Annotated in this window: 13 protein-coding genes; 10 read left to right on the top strand and 3 right to left on the bottom strand. The window is 46.3% G+C overall.

The window, feature by feature from the left end; translation table 11 throughout:
* Positions 1-21 precede the first annotated feature (21 nt).
* The 7 genes from BF9343_RS14860 to BF9343_RS14830 all read left to right on the top strand — a co-directional run bounded on the left by BF9343_RS14860 (position 22) and on the right by BF9343_RS14830 (position 11,909).
* The gene (locus tag BF9343_RS14860; RefSeq protein WP_005798859.1) at positions 22-582 is read left to right on the top strand and encodes an RNA polymerase sigma-70 factor; all 561 of its coding nucleotides are present in this window, start codon (positions 22-24) and stop codon (positions 580-582) included.
* Between the two features lie 90 nt (positions 583-672).
* Positions 673-1,671, top strand: a complete 999-nt coding sequence (locus BF9343_RS14855) for a FecR family protein (RefSeq protein ID WP_010993264.1) — start codon at positions 673-675, stop codon at positions 1,669-1,671.
* Positions 1,672-1,808: 137 nt separating this feature from the next.
* Positions 1,809-5,246, top strand: a complete 3,438-nt coding sequence (locus BF9343_RS14850) for a SusC/RagA family TonB-linked outer membrane protein (RefSeq protein ID WP_010993263.1) — start codon at positions 1,809-1,811, stop codon at positions 5,244-5,246.
* A gap of 14 nt (positions 5,247-5,260) precedes the next feature.
* Positions 5,261-7,126, top strand: a complete 1,866-nt coding sequence (locus tag BF9343_RS14845; RefSeq protein ID WP_010993262.1) for a RagB/SusD family nutrient uptake outer membrane protein — start codon at positions 5,261-5,263, stop codon at positions 7,124-7,126.
* A gap of 100 nt (positions 7,127-7,226) precedes the next feature.
* Complete coding sequence (locus tag BF9343_RS14840) at positions 7,227-8,783, top strand: beta-N-acetylhexosaminidase (RefSeq protein ID WP_008769624.1); 1,557 nt, start codon at positions 7,227-7,229, stop codon at positions 8,781-8,783.
* Between the two features lie 15 nt (positions 8,784-8,798).
* The gene (locus BF9343_RS14835) at positions 8,799-10,313 is read left to right on the top strand and encodes an arylsulfatase (RefSeq protein ID WP_005789275.1); all 1,515 of its coding nucleotides are present in this window, start codon (positions 8,799-8,801) and stop codon (positions 10,311-10,313) included.
* 141 nt (positions 10,314-10,454) lie between these two features.
* Entirely contained in the window at positions 10,455-11,909 is a 1,455-nt protein-coding gene (locus tag BF9343_RS14830) for an ATP-binding cassette domain-containing protein (protein WP_010993261.1), read from the top strand.
* A 141-nt stretch (positions 11,910-12,050) separates the two neighbouring features.
* Here the strand turns inward: BF9343_RS14830 and BF9343_RS14825 are convergent, their stop codons facing one another.
* Positions 12,051-14,393 (bottom strand): PDZ domain-containing protein, encoded by a 2,343-nt coding sequence (locus tag BF9343_RS14825; protein WP_010993260.1) that lies wholly within the window; start codon positions 14,391-14,393, stop codon positions 12,051-12,053.
* A 156-nt stretch (positions 14,394-14,549) separates the two neighbouring features.
* Here BF9343_RS14825 and gpmA point away from each other — a divergent pair, with 156 nt between their 5' ends.
* Together gpmA and BF9343_RS14815 are read left to right on the top strand one after the other, a co-directional pair.
* The gene (gene gpmA, locus BF9343_RS14820; RefSeq protein WP_005789269.1) at positions 14,550-15,296 is read left to right on the top strand and encodes a 2,3-diphosphoglycerate-dependent phosphoglycerate mutase; all 747 of its coding nucleotides are present in this window, start codon (positions 14,550-14,552) and stop codon (positions 15,294-15,296) included.
* Between the two features lie 158 nt (positions 15,297-15,454).
* A complete protein-coding gene (locus BF9343_RS14815) occupies positions 15,455-16,507 on the top strand; it encodes a class I fructose-bisphosphate aldolase (protein WP_010993259.1) in 1,053 nt (350 codons plus the stop codon).
* Between the two features lie 75 nt (positions 16,508-16,582).
* On the opposite strand, the gene BF9343_RS14810 is transcribed toward BF9343_RS14815, so the two are convergent.
* Positions 16,583-19,507 carry a ligand-binding sensor domain-containing protein gene (locus BF9343_RS14810; RefSeq protein ID WP_005798848.1) on the bottom strand — a complete coding sequence of 975 codons (2,925 nt, stop codon included), beginning with the start codon at positions 19,505-19,507 and terminating at the stop codon, positions 16,583-16,585.
* 176 nt (positions 19,508-19,683) lie between these two features.
* On the opposite strand from BF9343_RS14810, the gene BF9343_RS14805 reads away from it, so the two are divergent.
* Complete coding sequence (locus BF9343_RS14805; protein WP_010993258.1) at positions 19,684-21,333, top strand: beta-N-acetylhexosaminidase; 1,650 nt, start codon at positions 19,684-19,686, stop codon at positions 21,331-21,333.
* A 122-nt stretch (positions 21,334-21,455) separates the two neighbouring features.
* Here BF9343_RS14805 and BF9343_RS14800 read toward each other — a convergent pair whose 3' ends face one another.
* Positions 21,456-22,922 carry an arylsulfatase gene (locus tag BF9343_RS14800; RefSeq protein ID WP_005789261.1) on the bottom strand — a complete coding sequence of 489 codons (1,467 nt, stop codon included), beginning with the start codon at positions 22,920-22,922 and terminating at the stop codon, positions 21,456-21,458.
* Positions 22,923-22,956 lie beyond the last annotated feature (34 nt).

Here is a 22,956-nt window from a genome sequence, read left to right as displayed (position 1 = left end):
CTATTTTAAATTATCTGTATAATGAAATTCATAAGGAAGTTTCCGGTGGCCGATGCGGATAGTCTGGAAAGTCCCCAAAAGTTTGAGGGCTTCTTTCTTGATTATTATCCCCGGGTCAAAGGATTCATTAATGGCTTGTTACAGGATGCTGAAGAGGCGGAAGATCTTTCGCAGGATATATTTATGTCATTGTGGCAGAACAGGGGAAATCTGAAGCAGATAGACAACTTGGATGCATACCTGTTCCGTATAGCCCGGAATGCGGTTTTCCGGTACATCGAGCGCTCTTTGTTATTTAAAAATTATCAATCCAGGCAGTTATCGGATGATAACTCCGATCTGTATGAAATAGAATCGGAACTGAACGCGAAAGAATTAGAACTGATTATAGCCATCGCTGTTGAAAGAATGCCTTCTCAAAGAAGAAAGATTTATCAGATGAGCCGCGAACAGGGGCTTAGTAATGAAAATATAGCCCGTGAACTGAACATTAGCAAGCGTACAGTTGAGAATCATCTGACCCAGGCTTTGGCTGATATACGTAAGATATTGTTTTGGGTCATTATGGCTACTTTCGTATAAACTTAACAAGCTATATAAAAAAAAGTGTTCTTTGAACTGTGTGTGTTTGGCGGGTTACGTATCTTATATATATAATCCATAAAACATACTATGTCTGACGCATACAAAATCATACACAACTTTATGGCCTTCATAGCCAGTCCGGACCTTAAAAATAAAGTGTGGACATGGCTTCTTGATCCTTCCGGCAAACAACGGAAAGAAGAAGCGCTTCTTCAGATATGGGACGAATATCGTCCTGAAGCAGATGCCGGTACCCGGCATTCTTTACGTAAGTTTCAAAAAAGAGCGGGGCTTTCTTCTGCCCGGCCGGCCTATCTACATCGGTGGGCGCATATAGCAGCTATTCTTCTTATCCCGTTAATATCTATTATAACAGCCTATATATATGTGGAACATCACACGCAGGAAGTCCGTTTTGTAGAATGTATCGTTCCCAAGGGAGAGCAAAAACAGATCACGTTACCGGATGGTTCGATCATCACCCTGAATTCGGGATCCGTATTTCTATATCCTACGCAATTTACCGGCGATACCCGCTCTGTATATCTTTCCGGAGAAGGGCACTTTGCGGTAGCCCCTAATAAGAAACTTCCTTTTGTGGTGGCAACTAACCATCTGGACATTTGTGTACTGGGTACTCAGTTTAATTTGCAGGCATATCCTTTTGATAGAAGGACAATTACCACATTGGAGTCCGGTTCTGTTGCTGTAAGAAAGAAAAACCAGCCGAACAGTTTTATTACCTTAGAACCCAATCAGCAGCTTGATTACGAAAATCGGAGTGGTAGATTCAACAAAACAGATATAGATGCTTCTGTTTATTCGGGTTGGACAAAGGGAGAGATGAACTTTATTTCCCAGTCACTCAGGGAAATCCTGAGAACACTGGAAAGAAGCTATGCAGTATCTATTCAGTTATCGTCTGATCTGATGGAGTCGAATCGGATCAATTCGGACCTTTATACAATAAAGTTTAAGCGTCGTGATGATATTTTCCATGTTTTGGATATTGTAACAAAAACAGTAGGAGGTATCACCTATAAAGTGGAGAAGGACGAATCCATATCTATTTGTCCATTAAAGTAAAGGAAAGGAGAACAATCATATGCAAAAAAGGGAACCGGAAACAAATTACCACACCCATTTCCGATCCCCGAAATCAATCAAAAACTTTTTAACCTTTAGAGACTTTAAACAGTATTAATTGATTAACTCACAAAATTATGAAATTAAAAATCAAATTAAGGAATATTCTATCCGTAAAAATTCATAAAATAGTTCTTTTACTTCTCGCTTTATGCATTTATAACACTGCGTACGGGCAAAATCAGCGGATAAGCGTGTATGGCAACAATCAGTCTTTGCAAAAAGTATTCGAACAAATTGAGGAGCAGACTCAATTGAGTATTACATACAATCAGACCAAACTGGATGTAAATAGGAAGATTAAAGGAAACTTTGTAGACAAGGAACTGTCTTTTGTAATGGATGCTCTTTTGAAGAATACCGGTTTTACTTGCCGTTATGAGGCTGAGCATATAGTCATTACTCCTGTTGAGCAGAAGAAAGAGAAAGCTGCTGCCGGGCAAGCTACTCAGATGAAAAAGATAACGGGTAAAGTGACGGGCGTTACCGGCGAACCTCTTATAGGAGCGAATGTGCTTGCCGTAGGCGGTAAGCAGGCCACGATTACCAATCTTGAGGGAGAATTTTCATTGGAGGTCTCTGACAACAGTAAGTTGCAGGTTACCTATATCGGTTATTTGCCTCAGGAGGTCAGTACCAATGGAAAAACTCATTTCGTCATTCAGTTGAAAGAAGATTCACAATTAATGGATGAAGTAGTGGTTGTTGGCTTCGGAACACAAAAGAAGATCAATCTGACGGGAGCAGTTACAGCAGTTAATATACAGGAAACATTAGGAGATCGTCCGATAACAAATGTTACGGCAGCTTTGCAAGGGGTGGTTCCGGGATTAAAAATAGAGGGAACGACCGGTACTCCAGGTGACAATCTATCATACAATATTCGAGGAACCACTTCTATCAACGGTGGTGGTCCGCTGGTGTTGGTCAATAATGTACCGATGGATATCAATATGATCGATCCGCAGGATATCGAGTCGGTTTCGGTCTTGAAAGATGCCGCTTCTGCAGCTATCTACGGAGCACGTGCTGCGTTTGGAGTAATCTTGATTACCACCAAGCAAGGTAAAAAGGACATGGCTCCTAAATTCAATTATAATAATAATTTCTCGTTTTCGAAAGCATTGGAACTGCCACAAAAAGCCGGTCCGTTGGAGTCCATCTTGGCATATAAAGAGATGGGATGGCCCAATGACACGTATGTAGACGGTAAGAATATTCCTCAATGGGAGACGTATATACGTGATTATATGGCTAATCCTTCCCAATATCCCAATGGATATGTATTCGATGAAGATGGGAACCTGTTTCTGATGAGAGAGAACGATATGTTTGCCGATATGATGGATAATTATGGCTTTATGCAAAATCATAGTTTTTCAGTTTCGGGAGGAAGTTCAAGAACGAATTATCGTATCGGTTTGGGATACACCAATGAAGACGGAATCCTTATTACTGATAAAGACAGGTATGAGCGTGCCAATCTCTCAAGTTTCCTGAGTGTGGAGGTCAACAAATGGCTGACCACTCAATTGGATATACGGTATGCCAATTCTACCCAGAACAAAGTGGAGCAAGGCGGTAGAAACGGAATTTGGGGAAGTGCCATGCAACTTCCTTCTTATCAGAATATATCGCCTTATGAAGAGGATGGTATTATTTATCCGGCTGAAACTTCCGCTACTTACATCCGTTATGGGGAACCACGCATTGTTAAAAAGACGGATCTCCGGGCTTTGGGACGTATCATCATTTCGCCTCTGAAAAACTTGAAGATAACAGGTGAATATACGTACAACCGGGTGACAAACTACAACCGCATGTATGTGAACCAGTATAAATACATCGGAATGAACTTTACCGGTGTCCTGAATAACACGGAAAATACACGGTATGCGCTGACGCAGGGATTTACTAACTATAATGCAATCAATATATTTGCTAATTACGACTTTTCAATAGGTAATCATCATATAAGTGTTATGGGTGGATTCAACCAGGAAGAGAATCATGCGGAATCGCAGTGGACAGAAAGAAAAGATGTATTGTTGAGTAACCTGCCGTCCATATCGGGAGCTACCGGGACCACAACGGCAACGGATACCTTTAACGAATATGCCCTCAGAGGACTCTTTTACCGTGTGAATTATTCGTACAAGGATCGCTACATGCTTGAAGCTAACGGACGATATGACGGAACTTCACGATTCCCTAAAAACAACCGTTTTGGGTTCTTCCCATCTTTCTCGGCAGGTTGGCGCATTTCGGAAGAACCTTTTATGACAGCGACACGCGATGTTCTATCCAACTTTAAATTTCGTGCTTCGTGGGGATCGATCGGAAATCAGATCATCTTGCTGGCAGACGGCTCACCGGACAATTATCCGTATATACCGGAGATGGCTCCAGGGCTTACCAATTGGCTGGTAGACGGTCAAAGACCTACGACTTTGTCCACTCCGCCTATGGTCAGCAGTGCGTTCACCTGGGAAAAAGTATATACGCTCGACTTCGGTGTTGACTTCGGATTTTTTGATAATCGCCTGAATGGTACTTTCGATTGGTATCGGCGTGATACAAAAGGTATGCTGGCACCGGGAATGGATTTGCCGTGGGTTGTGGGAGTGGCTGCTGCCAAGCAGAATGCTGCGAATTTGAAAACTTATGGTTGGGAGCTGGAATTGAACTGGAGAGACCGTATCAAAGATTTCAATTACCGTATCGGATTCAATCTTTACGATTCGCAGAGTGAAATTACCAAGTTTAACAACGAGACCAACTTGCTGGGCACCTATCGCAAAGGGCAGAAGATTGGTGAAATATGGGGATATGTAACCGATCGTTTTTATAGAGAAGATGATTTCAATGCCGACGGAACGCTTAAAGAAGGCATTCCTATTCCTAAAGGAGTAGGGAAAGTATATCCGGGTGATATACTTTATAAAAACTTTGATGATGATGCCAGCACTATATGGAGTGGAAAAGGAACAGCGGACGATCCGGGCGACCAACGTATCATCGGTAACTCTACACCTCGTTTCCATTATGGCATCAATGCAGGTTTGAGTTGGAAAGGGTTCGATCTTTCTGTCTTTCTTCGTGGTGTGGGCAAACGTGACTTTTGGCGTACCGATCAGATTGCATGGCCTACCGGAACGTGGGGAAGTCTGTTTAAGGAAACCCTTGACTTCTGGACACCGGAGCATACGGATGCCTATTTCCCAAGGGTATATGCAAACAACGGTGTGAATACTGCTTCGAACCGCTGGAAGCAGACCAAATATCTGGCTAATGCGGCTTACTTGAAGTTGCAAAATATCACCTTATCCTATACTTTGCCTAAAACCTGGGCTAAGCAGATTTGCTTCGATGAGGTCAAGGTATTTTTCAGTGGAGAAAACCTTCACACATGGGATCACTTGCCGGAAGGTCTGGAGTCTGATATGCTTTCGAAAGGAGCATGGGAATATCCGTTTATGAAGAAGTTTTCACTTGGATTTAATGTCACATTCTAAATAACCGAAATAGTATGAAGAAATATACATTTGCCCTGTTTATATTCTGTGCGATCGCTTTTACCGGTTGCCTGAACAATGATTTTATGGAAAGGTATCCGTTGGGCAACCCGACGGAAGAGACTGCCTTTGTGACGTATGACAACTTCAAGGCATACGCCTGGGGATTGTATGAGACACTGCCGAAATTGGGATACGGTGATACCTCGGCAGATGATATCTCGTACAATCAGACTCGTGGAAGCAGTGAGAGCAACTGGATCAGAGGACTGGTCACTGTACCCGATAAGCGGAATGATACAGCATGGGACTATTATGCCTTTATTCGTCGTGTCAATCTGATGTTGGGGCGGATAGACAGCTCTCAGATGACTGAAGCCGAGAAGGCACATTGGAAAAGTGTCGGATATTTCTTTCGTTCATATCGCTACTTCTCATTGCTGTCTGCTTATGGTGGAGTACCTTGGATAGACCGTGTGCTGAGTGATAACGATACAGAGCTGATTAATGGGCCCCGTGCATCCAGAGATGAAATTGCGAAGCATATTCTTGAAGACCTGCAATATGCCGAACAGCATATTAATGTTAACGGAGATGGTAATAATACGATTAATAGAGCAGTCGTTCAAGCCTTTATATCACGATTCTGTCTTTTTGAGGGTACATGGAGGAAATATCACGGATTGAATGATGCCGAAACTTATCTGAAAGAATGTAAGCGGGTGTCTGCCGAAGTTATGAATAGTTTCCCCGAGATTTGCAGCAACTACGATGATCTTTTTTGTTCGCTTGAATTGAAGGATGTCCCCGGAGTCATACTCTATCGGGAGTTCTCGAATGCGGAAAACGTAATACATGCTACTAGTATCGGAGGAACCACAGGAGCCTCGTACTATAATCCGACCCGTGACTTGGTGGACAGTTATCTCTGTTCGGATGGTAAAACCCGTTGGAATAGTCCGCTATATAAGGGAGACAAAGATATGTATGACGAGTTTAGTTGCCGGGATCACCGACTCTGGTTGCAAGTGACTCCTCCGTACAGAATAGACCGTTCGGCTTCTACCGATGCCTGGGGTAATAAATGGCAATTTACCGAAGTTGCCAAGGACAGAAGTTTCATCGATAGCTTGAATATCCGTTTGGGGATAGGCTATGGCAGTGCTAAAGAGAGACAAAAAACTTTACCTTTCCGTCAAGGCTATGACGGGGGGATCCTGGGAGCAGTCCCGCATTTCGATTTTTATTTGGAGAATCAGCCTTGGTACAAGTCAGCTTTCGGCTATAATAACTGGAAATATTATTGTACGTATCTGTCAATGGGATCACAGCGAAATGAAGAGACCGATATGCCACTGTTCAGGGTGGAAGAGGTGATGCTGAATTATGCTGAAGCAATGTGTGAATTAGGCGAATTCGATCAGTCGGTAGCCGATCGGACGGTAAATAAATTGCGTAGCCGTGCTAACGTGGCTCCTATGAAGGTGGCGGAAATTAACGACAGTTTCGATCCTAAACGTGATTTGGGTAACCCTGCTTATCCGGGTGATTATGCTGTAAATCCCTTGTTGTGGGAGATTCGCCGCGAACGCCGCATTGAATTGTTTTCCGAAGGATTCAGGTTCGACGATTTGCGGAGATGGAAGAAGTGTCATTATGCATTGAAGAAGAAACTGGGCATGTACGTCAAAGCATCGGATTTTCCGGCCGGAACCAAAGTGACAGTCGATGGTGGAGGAACGGAAGGCTATCTTGAATTTCATCCTGCACAGAACCATACTTGGCCTGATTATTATTACCTGAATCCTATTCCCCGCAACGAAAGGGTGCTGAATCCTCAGCTTGAACAGAATCCGGGTTGGGATGACGGAATAAAGTAGGAAATGTTTGATTGACAAATGGTTTTAACCGTGTGATAAAAAACTGTCCGGAGAAAATCTTATCTTTGGACAGTTTTTGCACTCAAAATACTACATTTAAATGAAATACCTGATTTTAATACTACTTTCCCTGTGTTCGTATTCCATCGACTTGTCCGGACAAATCATCATGCCTACCCCCGGTAAAATAGAGAGGGCAGATGGCCGGTTACGGCTTCAAGGTAAAATACGAATGTACGCAGAGGAGTCTCCCGGCTCTTTCATACGTTTGTTTTATGAAAAACTGGTGCCCGAAAGCGCTGTGGAATGGTGCAAAGAGGAGGTAAACAGCCACATCTCCTGGAAAAAAGATGTTACTTTGCCGACAGAAGGTTATCGCATCCGTGTGACGCCTGAGCGAATAATTGTCGAGGCAGCGGATGATGCCGGCTTTATCTATGCCATTCAAAGTCTGAGGCAATGGAACACGGGTGAGGAAAGAGGACTGATATTTCCTTGTGTCGAGATCACCGATTTTCCACGGGTGAAATGGCGCAGCTTTATGCTGGATTCCGGACGCCAGTATCAGAAAGTGTCTACGATCAAGAAATATATCGACATGGCTTCGATGCTGAAGATGAATTACTTTCATTGGCATCTGACCGAAGGACTTGGCTGGCGCATCGAAATAAAACGCTATCCGTTCCTGACCCGTATAGGAGCTTTTGTAGGGCAGGGGCCGGAACAGCAGGGCTTCTACTCTCAAGAAGAGGTGAAAGAGATCATCGGCTATGCGGCGGACCGGGGCATTACGGTTGTTCCCGAGATTGACATGCCCGGACATGCCGAAGCGGCACTTAATGCATATCCCCGGCTGGGATGTTTCAATGTTGCGGTAAAGGTTCCCCAAAGCGGATTTACGCAGAATATATTTTGTGCGGGAAAAGACAGTACACTCATCTTCCTGAAGAATGTGTTGGACGAAGTATGCCGGATGTTTCCGTCCGCTTATATTCATCTCGGAGGCGACGAAGCACCTAAAGGGAATTGGGATAAATGTCCCGATTGCCGGTCACGGATTGAAAAAGAAAAACTAAAAGACAGTCATGACCTACAATTGTGGTTTTCGGCCCGGATGGCCGATTATCTGAAACAAAAAGGGAGGAAGGCCATCTTTTGGGGAGATGTGATTTACAAAGACGGCTATTCCTTGCCGGACAATGTGGTGATACAGTGGTGGAACTGGAGAGGACACCGGGATCTGGCCTTGAAGAATGCCGTCAGACATAATTATCCGGTGATTTGCGGTACAAACTATTATACGTATCTGAACTTCCCGCTTACCCCCTGGAAGGGATATACTCAAGCTCGCACTTTCGATCTGGAAGATGTGTATTTGCGTAATCCTTCTTATAGGCCCCGGGAGGAAAATCCGCTTATTCTCGGAATGAGCTCTGCCTTGTGGACGGACGACGGGGTGACGGAAAGCATGATCGATCGTCGGGTCTTTCCGCGTATTCTCGCACTTGCCGAGCAGATGTGGCATTCCGGCAATCCGGAAAATTTTGATGAGTTTTATGGCAAAGTACTCTCTAAGCAACTGTGGTTTGAACAGCAGGGGTATTCATTCGGGCCTGCATTGAAGGAAGATGCGGGTACAAATTATAAATGGGACTAAAAAAAGAAACTAATCATGAAAAGAATAGAAATCTATATCGGACTGTCCGTTTTCGCTTTATCGGCCAAAAGCCAGGTGAAAGAATCTCGACCCAATGTCATATATATCATAATGGATGATCTGGGCTACGGGGATATCGGTTGTTATGGTTCGGAGAAAATAGAAACACCGAACATCGATCGGTTGTATAAGGATGGCATCAGTTTCACACAGCATTACACAGGTTCACCCGTTTCGGCACCCGCCCGCTGTGTGTTGATGACAGGTATGCACTCGGGACATGCGCAAATCCGGGCTAATGATGAAATGGCTTATCGGGGCGCTATCATGAATTACGACTCCATGTATGTACATCCCGGTTTGGAGGGGCAGTATCCTTTGAAAGCCCATACCATGACTCTCGGAAGAATGATGCAGCAAGCCGGATACGTCACCGGATGCTTTGGAAAATGGGGACTGGGGGCTCCGGGCACGGAAGGTACTCCCAACAAACAGGGATTCGACAGTTTCTACGGATACAACTGCCAGCGGCAGGCACACAGTTATTACCCCGCCTTTTTGTATAAGAATGAAGACCGGGTATACTTGGCCAATAAAGTGCTCGATCCTCACACGACCAAGCTGGATGCAGGAGCCGACCCCCGTGATGAAGCCGCCTATGCCAAGTTCTCGCAGAAAGAGTATGCCAATGATCTTATTTTCGATGAACTGATTTCGTTTGTCGGGCAGAACAGAAAGAAACCGTTTTTCCTGATGTGGACTACTCCGCTACCGCACGTGTCGTTGCAGGCACCGGAGAAATGGGTGAAGTATTATGTCGGGAAGTTTGGAGACGAAGCCCCCTACATCGGAAAAGCCGGATATATGCCTTGTCGCTATCCGCATGCGACTTATGCTGCTATGATCAGTTATTTTGACGAGCAAATAGGCAAGCTGATAGAGAAGCTGAAGAAGGAACGTCTGTACGACAATACGGTTATCATGTTTACTTCCGATAATGGACCGACTTTTAATGGCGGTAGCGATTCTCCGTGGTTCGACAGCGGAGGTCCTTTCAGGTCTGAGTATGGTTGGGGAAAATGTTTTGTTCACGAAGGAGGAATACGTATCCCTGCTATTGTCACCTGGCCCGGGAAAATCAAACCGTCTACCCAGAGCGATCATATCTGCGGATTTCAGGATGTGATGCCTACCTTGGCGGATATCGCAAACATTGCTTGTCCGGAGACCGATGGCATCAGTTTCTTGCCTGCTTTGCTTGGCGAAACGGAACGCCAGAAAGAACACGAATATTTGTATTGGGAATATCCCGATCCCACAATCGGCCTCAAAGCCATTCGCATGGGTAAGTGGAAAGGAATTGTCAACAACATCCGTAAGGGCAACTCTACAATGGAGCTTTATGACTTGGAGAGTGATCTTAGGGAAGAACATGATGTGGCTGCCGAACATCCCGATATCGTCCGGAAACTGACGAGGTTGATGGAAAAGTCACATACCGAGCCGGAGAATCCCAAATTCAGGTTCTGATGGGACCATAGGTCTAAAACAGTTTGAGTATCCGATGATAAAAGTACATAATAGGTTGTTCAGATTGTTTTTTTAGCATTATTCTGTCTCTTTGTGCGGATTTTGGTATAATTTTGCCCCGCCCAATAATGAAATAGGATTATGGAACAATACACATTCAATATAGCGGGTGGCGTGGCACGCAACCCGCTTGTGCGTTTGGCACAACCTGTCACAGCACAAATCGCTACCGGCGAACATATCGCCATCGTAGGACCCAATGGGGGAGGGAAAAGCTTGTTTGTAGACACGCTTTTGGGTAAATATCCTTTGCGTGAGGGTACATTGGACTACGATTTTTCTCCTTCTTCTACCCGGACGGTATATGATAACGTGAAATATATTGCTTTCCGTGACACCTATGGGGCGGCGGATGCCAACTATTACTATCAGCAACGCTGGAATGCCCACGATCAGGAAGATGCCTCTACGGTGCGGGAGATGTTGGGAGAGATCAAGGATGAAAGACTGAAAGAGGAATTGTTCGAACTCTTCCACATCGAGCCATTGTTGGACAAGAAGATCATTCTTCTTTCCAGTGGCGAATTACGTAAATTTCAACTGACTAAAACCCTCCTGACAGCTCCCCGGGTATTGATTATGGACAATCCTTTTATCGGTTTGGATGCACCTACCCGTGAATTGCTTTTCTCGCTGCTCGAACGTCTCACCCGCTTGTCATCCGTGCAAATCATTCTTGTGCTTTCGATGCTCGATGATATCCCTTCGTTCATTACCCATGTGATTCCGGTAGAAGACCTGCACGTGCTTCCGAAAATGGAAAGGGAGGCTTATCTGGCTTCATTTTGTGTGACCGATGAGGCCGAAGTCCTGGACGCACTGCAACAGCGTATAGCCGGATTACCTTATGACGGAGCAAACTATGACTCCGGGGAGGTGGTAAAATTAAATAAGGTAAGTATTCGTTATGATGACCGCACTATCCTGAAGGAGCTCGACTGGACAGTCCGCCGGGGTGAAAAGTGGGCATTGAGTGGAGAAAACGGTGCCGGTAAATCTACACTGCTCAGCTTGGTTTGTGCGGACAACCCTCAGTCGTACGCCTGTGACATCAGTCTTTTCGGACGTAAGCGGGGTACGGGCGAAAGCATTTGGGAGATTAAAAAACACATCGGTTACGTCAGTCCTGAAATGCACCGTGCCTATCTCAAAAATCTGCCGGCCATTGAGATTGTGGCTTCTGGATTGCATGACAGCATCGGTTTGTACAAACGCCCGCAGGAAAGCCAGATGGCTGCCTGCGAGTGGTGGATGGATGTGTTCGGCATTGCGGCTCTGAAGGACAAACCTTTTCTTCAGCTGTCGAGCGGTGAGCAGCGTCTGGCATTATTGGCCCGTGCTTTTGTGAAAGATCCGGAATTGCTTATTCTGGACGAGCCGCTGCACGGACTCGATACGTATAATCGCCGGCGGGTGAAAAAGATTATCGAAGCTTTTTGCCGTCGGCAGGACAAGACGATGATTATGGTAACCCATTACGAATCGGAACTTCCTTCTACCATCACCGACCGCCTTTTCCTGAAAAGAAATCGTTGAGCGTGGCCGTTTTTTATTTTGTCATTCTCCAACCTGTGTTATCGGTCGTTTGGGTGGCGGATATGGAAAAAAAACTCTCCTGTCCGTGTGATAACTGCCTTTTTGCAAATAGACAACATTGGTACCTATTGTTATATGTCTTTACATCGTTACCGCATTTTCTTTCTGATTTCGGAAGAAGATGATCCGGAACTTATTGCCTTCGGGTGACTTCCGGATCTCGGTTTCCATATCCGTCCGGTTATCTACCGGTTTGCCGTTAATGCGCAGAATCACGTCGTTGGCTTGCAGGGCGGTTATTCCCTTTTCGACCTGCACTACCAGTATGCCTCGTATTTTGTCGAGCCCCGTGGCCGAACGTTCTCCTTCGGTCGACACCTCTTTCAATGTTAACCCCTTCCACGAATACGTCTGTACCGTCTCCGGCTTTTCTTCCGGAATTTTGAAAACCGGCAATTCCGGAGTAGCCGCCAAAGCTTTCAGGTGTGGGCATTGTACGCCGAAGTGCTCCATATCGAAATTCCGGAACCCCGTCTTCAAGGCAGGCGAATTTTCTTTTACCCGGTAGTCTCCTTTTTCAGGAGCGATGAAGAGTGGATCACCGTAAAGTGAATGGAGGTCCGTTCCTCTCTTTTGTGCCTGTTCCAGTCCTTGCTTGGTGACAAAAAAGTTAGTATCTGTTTCCTTTCCCCATTCCTTTACCTGAATGGGGCGATAGGGAGTCGTGACGATGTTATGACGGAAAATGTCTTGAGAGTTTGCAAACCAGACGTGCGGATGGAATGTGTTGTTGACCATAATGTTGTTTTCCACCGTTCGCGCGAAGCCTTCGCGCAATTTCAATCCTCCGTGTAGGCAGAGGTTGTTGTAGATGTGATAGTTGGAAGAACCGTCGTCCAGATCGATGTCCCATCCATGGTCACACCTCCAGCGGTTGTTGCGGATGACAGTCGTTTCGGTAGCGTCCCGGAATACCATTTGAGGATGTTCTTTCGCGAATTCATCCATCACATTCCGGTCGGGATGCCAATAGCGGTCGCGTCCCCAGGAGTTGAAGGACCCGTGGTCGCCTGTTTCAAGTACGGTGTCGAACACATCGTTTCCTTCTATCAGATGTCCTCCCCAGGTACCTTCACTGACGTTGATGCCGGCACGGGGCAGGTCGTAAATACTGTTGTTACGGATGGTGATTCGTGCGGACATAGATAGTTGGATACCGGCTCCCTGCTTTTCTGTCTCTCCGATCGAGTGAATCAGATTGTCGTCCACCAGGCAGTCTGAGGGATAGTCGGGGGTGAGGGGGCCTGTCCCTTTATCCATCTGCTCCCAGGTTTGCGACTTTCCGTACTCGAACAGAGGGGAACGGACGGCATCCGGAGAGCCTACAAAGCAAACGGCACTGGCTCCTATACGGGTGATATGATTTTGGCTGACACGGTGGTTGCGGTTATAATTGGAGAAGAAGATAGCATTGCCTCCTATATCGTGCAGGTAGCAGCCGTTTACAGAGCATTTTTCGGCATTTTCAATTATCAGGGCTCCTCCCCGATAGATTTTCCAGTCACTGCGCAATAGGGGTTCATTGGTTTTCATAAAGGTGCGCAGGGTTTGTGTCAGTTCCAAATGGTCTACGGATACGTGACGGACCGGACTTCCGGGTTTTCCTTTCAGGATAAAGAGGTTTTCTGCCTGCGGCACTTCGAATAAGGCGGTTTGCAGGTCGAGTTCTCGCGGCGGATAGAAATAGAGTGTATGGGTTTCTTTATCAAAATACCATTCCCCTTCGGCATCCAACTCTTCAAAGATGTTTTCTACCATGCGGTAGGTGCGGTGCATACCCATCTGGCGGTTGTTCTGAAATCCGCCTTCCAGTATCAGTTCGCCCTTGGCGTCTTTGCCTTCGATGCTGTATTGGTAGCCTCCCCATTCTCTGCTGTGCATGGCGTGCAGATAACCTCCCGCGGGGTTGCTCCAGTTTTTCACACGTTCGGGTGAGCAGGCGTCAGCTGCATATCCGTTGAAGATGCGTATATTCGGATCAAAATTCGGATACCGTGCCGATATCTGTTTTTTCCCGTTCACAAAGAGCTGGTCGGGGATCAGTTCTTCTTCCACTTTGGCTTGCATGATACCGTTTTTATACTCTTTCCAACGCAGGTTCCGGAGTATACGCGAACCGCTGATGACCGCCTTTTGTCCGGGATACGAAGAAAAACGGATCGGATGTTCGGGTGTGCCCGAAGTCTCGTTTGTGATAAGAATCGGAGCGGACAGGTAGTTGGTGCCTTCGCAGTAGATGGTGATGGAACGCCGGCCGGCCTGCCGTGAGGCCTTTTTCCAGGCATATTCTAAAGTAGCCATCGGCTTTTCCGCTGTTCCGGGATGATGGTCGCTGCCCGAAGGTGATACATAGAGTGTTATCTCTGTTTGGGCGGATAGCAGACCGGATACGAATAGTAGTAATGGAAAAAAGAGCTTTCTCATGTGTTGTTCATTTAGGAATTAAATAAAAAGGTTACTTACAGTGTACAAAGGTAACTTTTATCAGCATACTTCAGCATAGATATTTAGAAAAAGTTTCGTGAACTTTGTACTCAGTACAAATGTTCTATAGTAAACACCTAAAGAAAGGAGAGTTGAATGAAAAAGATTGTATTGCTCCGTCATGGAGAAAGTGCATGGAACAAAGAGAACCGTTTTACCGGTTGGACAGATGTCGATCTGACAGAAAAAGGAATTGCCGAAGCCTGTAAAGCAGGCGAACTACTGAAAGAGAATGGATTTAACTTCGATAAAGCTTATACGTCATACCTTAAACGAGCGGTGAAAACGCTGAATTGCGTACTCGACCGGATGGATCAGGACTGGATTCCGGTAGAGAAAAGCTGGCGCCTGAATGAAAAACATTACGGCGATCTGCAAGGACTGAACAAAAGCGAAACAGCCGCTAAATACGGGGATGAACAGGTGCTTATCTGGCGCAGGAGTTATGATATAGCTCCCAATGCCCTGTCGGAAGACGATCCGAGAAATCCCCGCTTTGAGAATCGTTATCAGGAAGTACCCGATGCGGAACTTCCCCGGACAGAATCTCTGAAAGATACCATCGAACGTATCATGCCTTATTGGAAGTGTATCATCTTCCCGAATCTGAAAACGGCTGATGAAATTCTGGTTGTTGCCCACGGAAATAGTTTGCGCGGCATCATCAAGCACTTGAAGCACATCTCCGATGAAGAGATCGTAAAACTGAATCTGCCGACTGCCGTCCCTTACGTATTTGAGTTCAGTGACGAACTGAATCTGGAAAAAGACTATTTCCTGGGTGATCCCGAAGAAATCCGTAAGTTGATGGAAGCGGTTGCCAACCAGGGAAAGAAAAAATAAGAGGAGAGAGACCTCGTAAATGTTTAGAAATGAATACAACTCACCACAGATTATACGGAATCTCACAGAACTTTAATTTCTTGTTTATAAGATATTAGGAGAAAATAATCTCTGTGGAACTCTGTGTAATCTGTGGTGAACTCAAAACCATTACAATTATGAATAAAATAATAGAACTGTTGGGAAATCAGGCTGAATATTACCTGAACCACACTTGCAAAACCATTGATAAATCACTGATTCACGTACCGTCACCGGATACAATCGATAAGATATGGATTGACTCTGACCGTAACATACAGACTTTGCGCAGTTTGCAGACATTGCTGGGGCATGGTCGTCTGGCAAACACCGGATATGTATCCATTCTTCCGGTCGATCAGGACATCGAACATACGGCCGGAGCTTCGTTCGCTCCGAATCCGATTTATTTCGATCCGGAAAACATTGTGAAGCTTGCCATTGAAGGCGGTTGTAATGCAGTTGCATCCACTTTCGGCAATCTGGGTGCTGTTGCCCGAAAATATGCGCATAAGATACCGTTTGTAGTAAAACTGAACCATAATGAGTTGTTGTCTTATCCCAATACTTACGATCAGGTTCTGTTTGGCACCGTCAAGGAGGCTTGGGAAATGGGGGCAGTGGCTGTAGGTGCTACTATCTATTTCGGTTCCGAACAGAGTCGCCGCCAATTGGTGGAAATCGCTGAGGCTTTCGATTATGCGCATGAACTGGGTATGGCCACCATCCTGTGGTGCTATCTGCGTAACAACGAGTTCAAGAAAGATGGTATAGACTATCATGCGGCTGCTGACCTTACCGGACAAGCCAACCGTCTGGGAGTTACCATCAAGGCCGATATCGTAAAACAGAAATTGCCGACTAACAATGGTGGTTTCAAAGCGATTCATTTCGGAAAGACGGATGAAAGAATGTATACCGAGCTGACTACGGACCATCCGATCGATCTTTGCCGCTATCAGGTGGCCAATGGATATATGGGACGTGTCGGGCTGATCAACTCCGGTGGAGAGTCACATGGAGCGTCCGACCTGAAGGATGCTGTCGTTACGGCAGTAGTAAACAAACGTGCCGGCGGTATGGGATTGATCAGCGGACGTAAAGCTTTCCAGAAACCCATGAACGAAGGAGTGGAGTTACTTCACGCCATTCAGGATGTCTATCTGGATGCGTCTGTCACCATTGCCTGATAGAGAGGGTGTAGCTATCCGACAGACAGGGTGTAACCATGCAGTCCGGATGGCTACACCCTAATTGGCGGATGGCTACACCTTACTGCTTTTCCTTATTTTCTCTTTATACTGAGTCGGTGTTTCTCCGGTATATTGCTTAAATGATGTACTGAAATAGCGGGATGTTGTAAATCCTATCTTTTCTGCTATCTCTGTGAAAGTGAGATCGGTGGTTGATATCAGTTGGATGGCCTTTTCCATACGGAATTTATTGATGTAATCGTTGGCTCCCATATTGGTCATTGCTTTTAGTTTGTTATAGAGTGAGGCGCGGCTCAATCCCATCTCCGTGCAGAGGAATGTGACGTCCAGTTCGGGACTGTCCAGATGGTCGGTGATCAACTGGTTCAGCTTCCGTAGGAAAGTTTCATCGGGTTGGCTGAGTTCCTCCTTGACAATATTCGGACTGCTTGCTATTTCGGCAGGTGCTTTGCTTTTTTCGCCGTTACGGAGACGGTTACGTATCAGTTCTACGATTTGCAGTTCCCGTTCCCCCTTCTCCGTGAACGATGGGAGGAGTTCATTGCTGACATTGACGAGGAATCGAATCTTTTCTTCATATTCCTGCAATTCCCGTTCTTTTAATTCCCATTTCAACCGGTTCTTCCTACGGCGCAAAATGGCGAAGATGATAGCGGTGATGCCTCCCGACACAAATAGTAACAAGCAGATGATGAACCATCCGCTTCGGTACCAGGGAGGGAGTATGGTCAGTGACAGGATCGGGTGGAAGGGAGTCCAGTCGCCATTTTGAGTACTGCATGCAGCCTGTATGCGGTAGTTGCCTGCCGGTAGTGAGCGGATGACCAGTTCCGGATCGTATGATTCGATCGGTTCCTCATTGAGTCCGTCTATCCGGTAGCGGTATCTTTTTTTTCGGAAGATGTCTTCTTCGTGAGACATCACGCGCAGGGTGATTGCCCGGCTGTCTTGTGGTAGGGTGAGTTTGTCGGGATTTCCTGCCGTCCGGTTCGTGGCCGGTTCACCGTTTACACGTACATCGGTCAGTACTACTTCCGGATAGTTGGAGGAAGTTGCCGGGAAGCGGTTATCGATACAGAGCAACCCATTGACACCCCCCATATAGACTTCACCCTTCCCTGAGACGAGCCGGGGCTTGGCAAGATATTCATTCGGAATGACCCCGTCCGATTCACCGAAAAGAATGAACTTCCGGGATTGCAGCATCCAGGCAAATAACATGTGGTCTGCACCAATCCATACTTTTCCCCGATGATCACATATCACCGAACTGGCTTCGCCGAACAGTGAAGTGATCAATGGGTGATATTGCCGGGTCCGGATGCTGTATTGTCCCAACCCTGTATTGCTGCCTATCCAGAAATCACCTTTCTCGTCCATCGAAACGGAGTAGAGCAGTGTGTCGCCCGTGCAGCTGAAAAGTTTTTTCAGCCTATTGCCGGTTCGATCCAGTTCGTAGAGGGTACGACTGTCGTGCAGGTAAGTGAAACGTTCGTTATGCGCAATGGCATTCATACTGCCTGCGATCTCCATACCTTCTTCTTCATTTACTACGCGTATTTTCTGCGAACCGATGTCATACCGGTAAGTATGTCCTGCCAACAAAAGTACGCTGCCCGGTTCGTCCCGGTAGATATTGACCGCCATACCGCTATAGTAAATATATTGTTTGAGGTCGGGATGGTCGATAGGTAGCGGTTTCCGCTTACCGTTCTCTTTGTTATAAACAAACAATCCCCTGGAAAAGACCGATAAAAGGATGGATTCTCGGGTAAATCCGGTGATCGAGACCACTTTGTCACCCCAGGTAGAACGGTCGTGACGGAACTCTTCGGTGACAGGGTCGAGGCTGTTGACACCCCCACCATCTGTACCTATCCAGATTCGTCCGTTCGGTTCGTCTTGATACAGACTCAGCACGGTGGGGTCACTCAGGCCTTGGGTGCTTCCGGGAAAGACATCGGTATAGGTCTTCATGGACACTTCTCGGATATTGATCAATCCTTTGCGGATACTGCCTGCCCACATGTTATTGTAATTGTCATTGTAGAGTGACAAGATGGAGTTAACCGGAAGCGAATAGTTATCTCCCGGAATATGTTCGAGTACTGTGATTCGATGGCTGTCCGGGTGTATGATGTTGATGCCTCCTCCGTCTGTACCGACCCAGATGTGTGAGTCCCGTTCGGCCATGCTCAGCACCACGTTGTTGCTGAGCCCGGAATTGTCGGTGGTGTACGAGGCCAGCAGTCGGCCTTCGGGGTTGAAGCAGCGGAGTCCTTCATTATAAGGAGCCAGCCAGATGCGGTTGTGAGAATCGATCAGGAGTGCCATGATCTCCTTTCCGCAGTCGAAAGGGGGGAGACGGCGTTCGCCCGAACGGAGATTGATCAGTCGGAGCCCTTGCCAACGGCTGCAACAGAGCAGAGTCTCTTCATCCCACCGACTGATGGCGGAGATAGCGAAATAAGGATCGGAACTAAAATCCAGCAGGAGTTTTATCGAGCGGCTGTCATAGTCGTAGCGATAGATGCGGTTGCGTCCGCCGAAGATTACTCCTTGTTCTGTCAGGCAGGCAGAGTAGGCGAGGATCGGATGCCCCCGATCGTCTAGCGGAATGGCGAAATCGTCACTTGACCTGCGATATTGCGCTATTCCACCGTCTGTCAGTATCCATATATTATGTTGAATATCTTCGGTAATTTGATGGATGTAGTTGTGCGGCAACGAATGTACGTCCTCTTGCCGGTGGACATATTTTCTCAGCTTTTGTCCGTCAAATCGTCCCAATCCTGCATTGGTTCCTATCCATACAAATCCTTTTGGCTCGGTATAGACACAACGTACAGTAGAGGGAAGTCCCTCCTTCAGGGAAATTTGTTTATAGTAGTAATGGCTGGCTTTCAGCGGGAGGCAACAGACAGTAAAAAGTACGGTCAGCCAGGTCAGAAAGCCGGTATATGGATTGTTTTTCATGGATGTTTTTCTATCACGTTACCGGCAAAAGTAACAGTTTGCATAGACGTGACCAAAAAAATGGAAATAAAATCCTATCTTTGCACTGTCTTGTTTTCCTGCCTGTCTTCTCTTCCTGGTTCTATGGAAGAAGAGGCGGGGGCGAGGCTTCCCTTGTAACTCTAATTAATTAAACCATGAACAAGAAACTACTATCCCGTTTAGCTCCCGGTTTGTTTGCCGTTGTGCTATTCACAGCCTGCCGCCCGGCAGCCACCGTAAAGGGTAATTTGGACGTAATCCCTCAACCGCAGGAGATTGTCCTTGCCCGGGACACTACTCCTTTTATTATTGACCGCAGCACTACGATTGTCTACCCGGCAACCAATGAAAAGATGCATCGTACTGCTGATTTTCTGGCTACTTTTATTAAAGAAATGACCGGAACCGAGGTTCATGTATCGGACAAAGAGAAAAGCAGCAATGCTATTATTCTTGCTGTAGACTCCACAATGGGGCATCCGGAAGGTTATAAACTTCAAATCACTCCTGAAAAGGTTCTTTTGACGGGAGGCAGTGAAGCCGGTGTCTTTTATGGTATCCAGACTATTCATAAAGCTCTTCCGATCCTGAAAGACGGTAAGGTGGCAGCTGCTCTTCCTGCCGGTACGGTTACCGACTTTCCCCGTTTCCGTTACCGGGGATTCATGATCGATGTAGGCCGTCACTTCTTCCCGGTCAGCTACCTTAAGCAGATGATTGACCTGATGGCACTGCATAACATCAACTACTTTCATTGGCACCTGACCGAAGATCAGGGATGGCGAATCGAAATCAAGAAATATCCCAAACTGACAGAGATCGGTTCTAAACGAGACTCTACCATTATCGATTGGGAAACCAAGAAATTCGACGGGAAGCCCCATAGCGGATTTTATACACAGGACGAAGCTCGTGAGATTGTTCGCTATGCTGCCGACCGTTTCATTACGGTAGTTCCCGAAATTGACCTTCCGGGACATACTACTGCTGCACTGGCTTCTTATCCGGAACTGGGATGTACAGGTGGTCCGTACAAAGTACTTTGCTCATTCGGTGTCTTCCCCGATGTACTCTGTGCAGGTAATGACCAGACACTTCAGTTCACCAAAGATGTATTGGATGAAATTATGGATATCTTCCCTTCCGAATATATTCATATCGGCGGTGACGAATGTCCGAAAAGCCGTTGGGAGAAGTGCCCCAAATGTCAGGCTAAAATTAAGGAGTTGGGTATCAAAGCCCTGCCTAAACATTCGAAAGAGAATCAGTTGCAAACCTACTTCATGTCCGAGCTGGAGAAAGAAATCAATGCTCACGGACGCCGTATGCTGGGATGGGATGAGGTATTGGAAGGAGGTCTGACTCCGAACTCCACTATCATGTCATGGAGAGGAATCCAGGGAGGAATCGAAGCTGCCCGCCAGCATCATGATGTCATTATGACTCCTATTCAGCGGCTCTATTTCAGTAATCCGCGTATCAATAAAATGACGGGATTCGAATGGATGAACCGTGTATACAACTTTGAACCGGTACCTGCAGAACTGACCGATGCGGAAAAGAAGTTTGTGATAGGTACTCAAGGATGTATCTGGACCGAATGGACAGCCGATTCAACGAAGATGGAGTGGCAGATTCTGCCCCGAATGGCTGCTTTGTCCGAAATACAATGGACATTGCCGGAGCATAAGAACTTTGAGCGTTTCATGGAGCGCCTGCCCGAGATGCTGAAGATTTATTCTTCTCTGGATTATGGTTATCGGGAAGATGTATTCGCGGCGGATACCTTGAAGACTCATAAATAAAAGTTCACCACAGATTACACGGATTAACACAGATAAGTAATTAATTTCATTGATACGGAATTAAATAATCTGTGTTAATCCGTGTAATCTGTGGTGAATCTTGTTACCGGTCCGTCCGGATATTATTTCTCTCCCGGAAGTAACGGGAAGTTCGGATTAGGTATATGCGATGACTGCATGATAGCCTTCAATTCCGTCACCTTTTCCGGATATTGGTTCAGCACATTATGTCGTTCCGACGGATCAGAATTGAGATTATAGAGTTCATAATACGGATTCTTGCCACGAACATTCATGTGGACCAGTTTCCACGGTCCTTTGCGTACGGCTTGGCGTCCGTTCATCTCCTGAAATTCAAAGTACAGATATTCATGTTCTTTCTGCCCTTTACGGTTTTCGAGCAACGGTAGCAGACTGACACCATCCATTTGCTGATTCTTTGCTTTCGGATTCAGAATTTCACGGAACGTAGGCATTACATCCCAGAACGAACACATGAAGTCGGTTTGAGTACTGGGCTGTACACGTCCCGGCCATGAAATAATCATCGGTACACGGATTCCTCCTTCGTACAAGTCGCGTTTGTATCCGCGCCAGATTCCGTTGCTGTTGAAGAAGTCCGGATCGGCTCCACCTTCCATGTGCGGACCGTTGTCACTTGCAAAGATGATGATCGTATTGTCATAAACCCCCATCTCTTTCAATTTCTGTACAATCTGACCTACATATACATCCAGACGATAGACCATAGCTGCAAATGTGGCGTGTGGATAGAATTGTGAGCAGTAACCTCCCTTGCGGAATGCGGGATTACCCGGTTCGGTTCCATGGAAAGGTTTTTCGGGATATTTGCCGCGGAACTTCTTTATAATGCTGTCTTCGGGTACAATCAGTTCGGCGTGGGGGATGATGGTGGGATACCACATGCAGAACGATTCTCCGCTTTTTCCCATCCGATCGAGGAAGTCAAGTGCCTTTGAGTGAATCAGATCCTGAGAATAAGTACCTTTACCGTACTGTACGTCCAGTGTGTTATCTTTCAGTTCTACTCGTTTGTCATTGTCCCACAGATGATCGGGATAATAACTGTGTGCCAGCAACTGGCAGTTGTAGCCATAGAACTCGTCGATGCCCTGTTTTTTAGGATCACCCGTGGAACCGATAAAACCGAGTCCCCATTTACCGAAAGCGCCGGTCTTGTATCCTGCGTTCTGGAAATCGTGGAAGATGGTTTGTGCATCTGCCGGTAGAGGGAATTGTCCTTCCGGATCGAGTTCTACATTTCCACGAATGGCCGTATGTCCACTGTGGGTACCGGTCAGCAGGCAAGAGCGTGAAGGGGCGCTGACGGTGGTACCCGAATAACACTGGGTGAAGCGCATTCCTTCCTGAGCCAACTTGTCTATGTTGGGAGTTTCGAACTTCTCTTGTCCGTAACAACTGAGGTCACCGAATCCGAGGTCGTCGGCCAGGATGAAAACGACGTTGGGTCTCTTTTGATCCTGGACTTTCTTTTTTTGTGCAAGCGCCTGTTGTGTTCCTGCTATGCCGACAAGCAACGCGCTACTGAACAATAATTTTTGATTCATAAAAGTGTTTGTTGATTAGGTTGGTATTTAGTTC

This window comes from Bacteroides fragilis NCTC 9343, assembly GCF_000025985.1.
In the GTDB taxonomy this organism is placed as follows: Bacteria; Bacteroidota; Bacteroidia; order Bacteroidales; family Bacteroidaceae; genus Bacteroides; species Bacteroides fragilis.
Note: the sequence above shows the minus strand (reverse complement) of the source record. Positions and strands in the feature narration are given on the sequence as shown.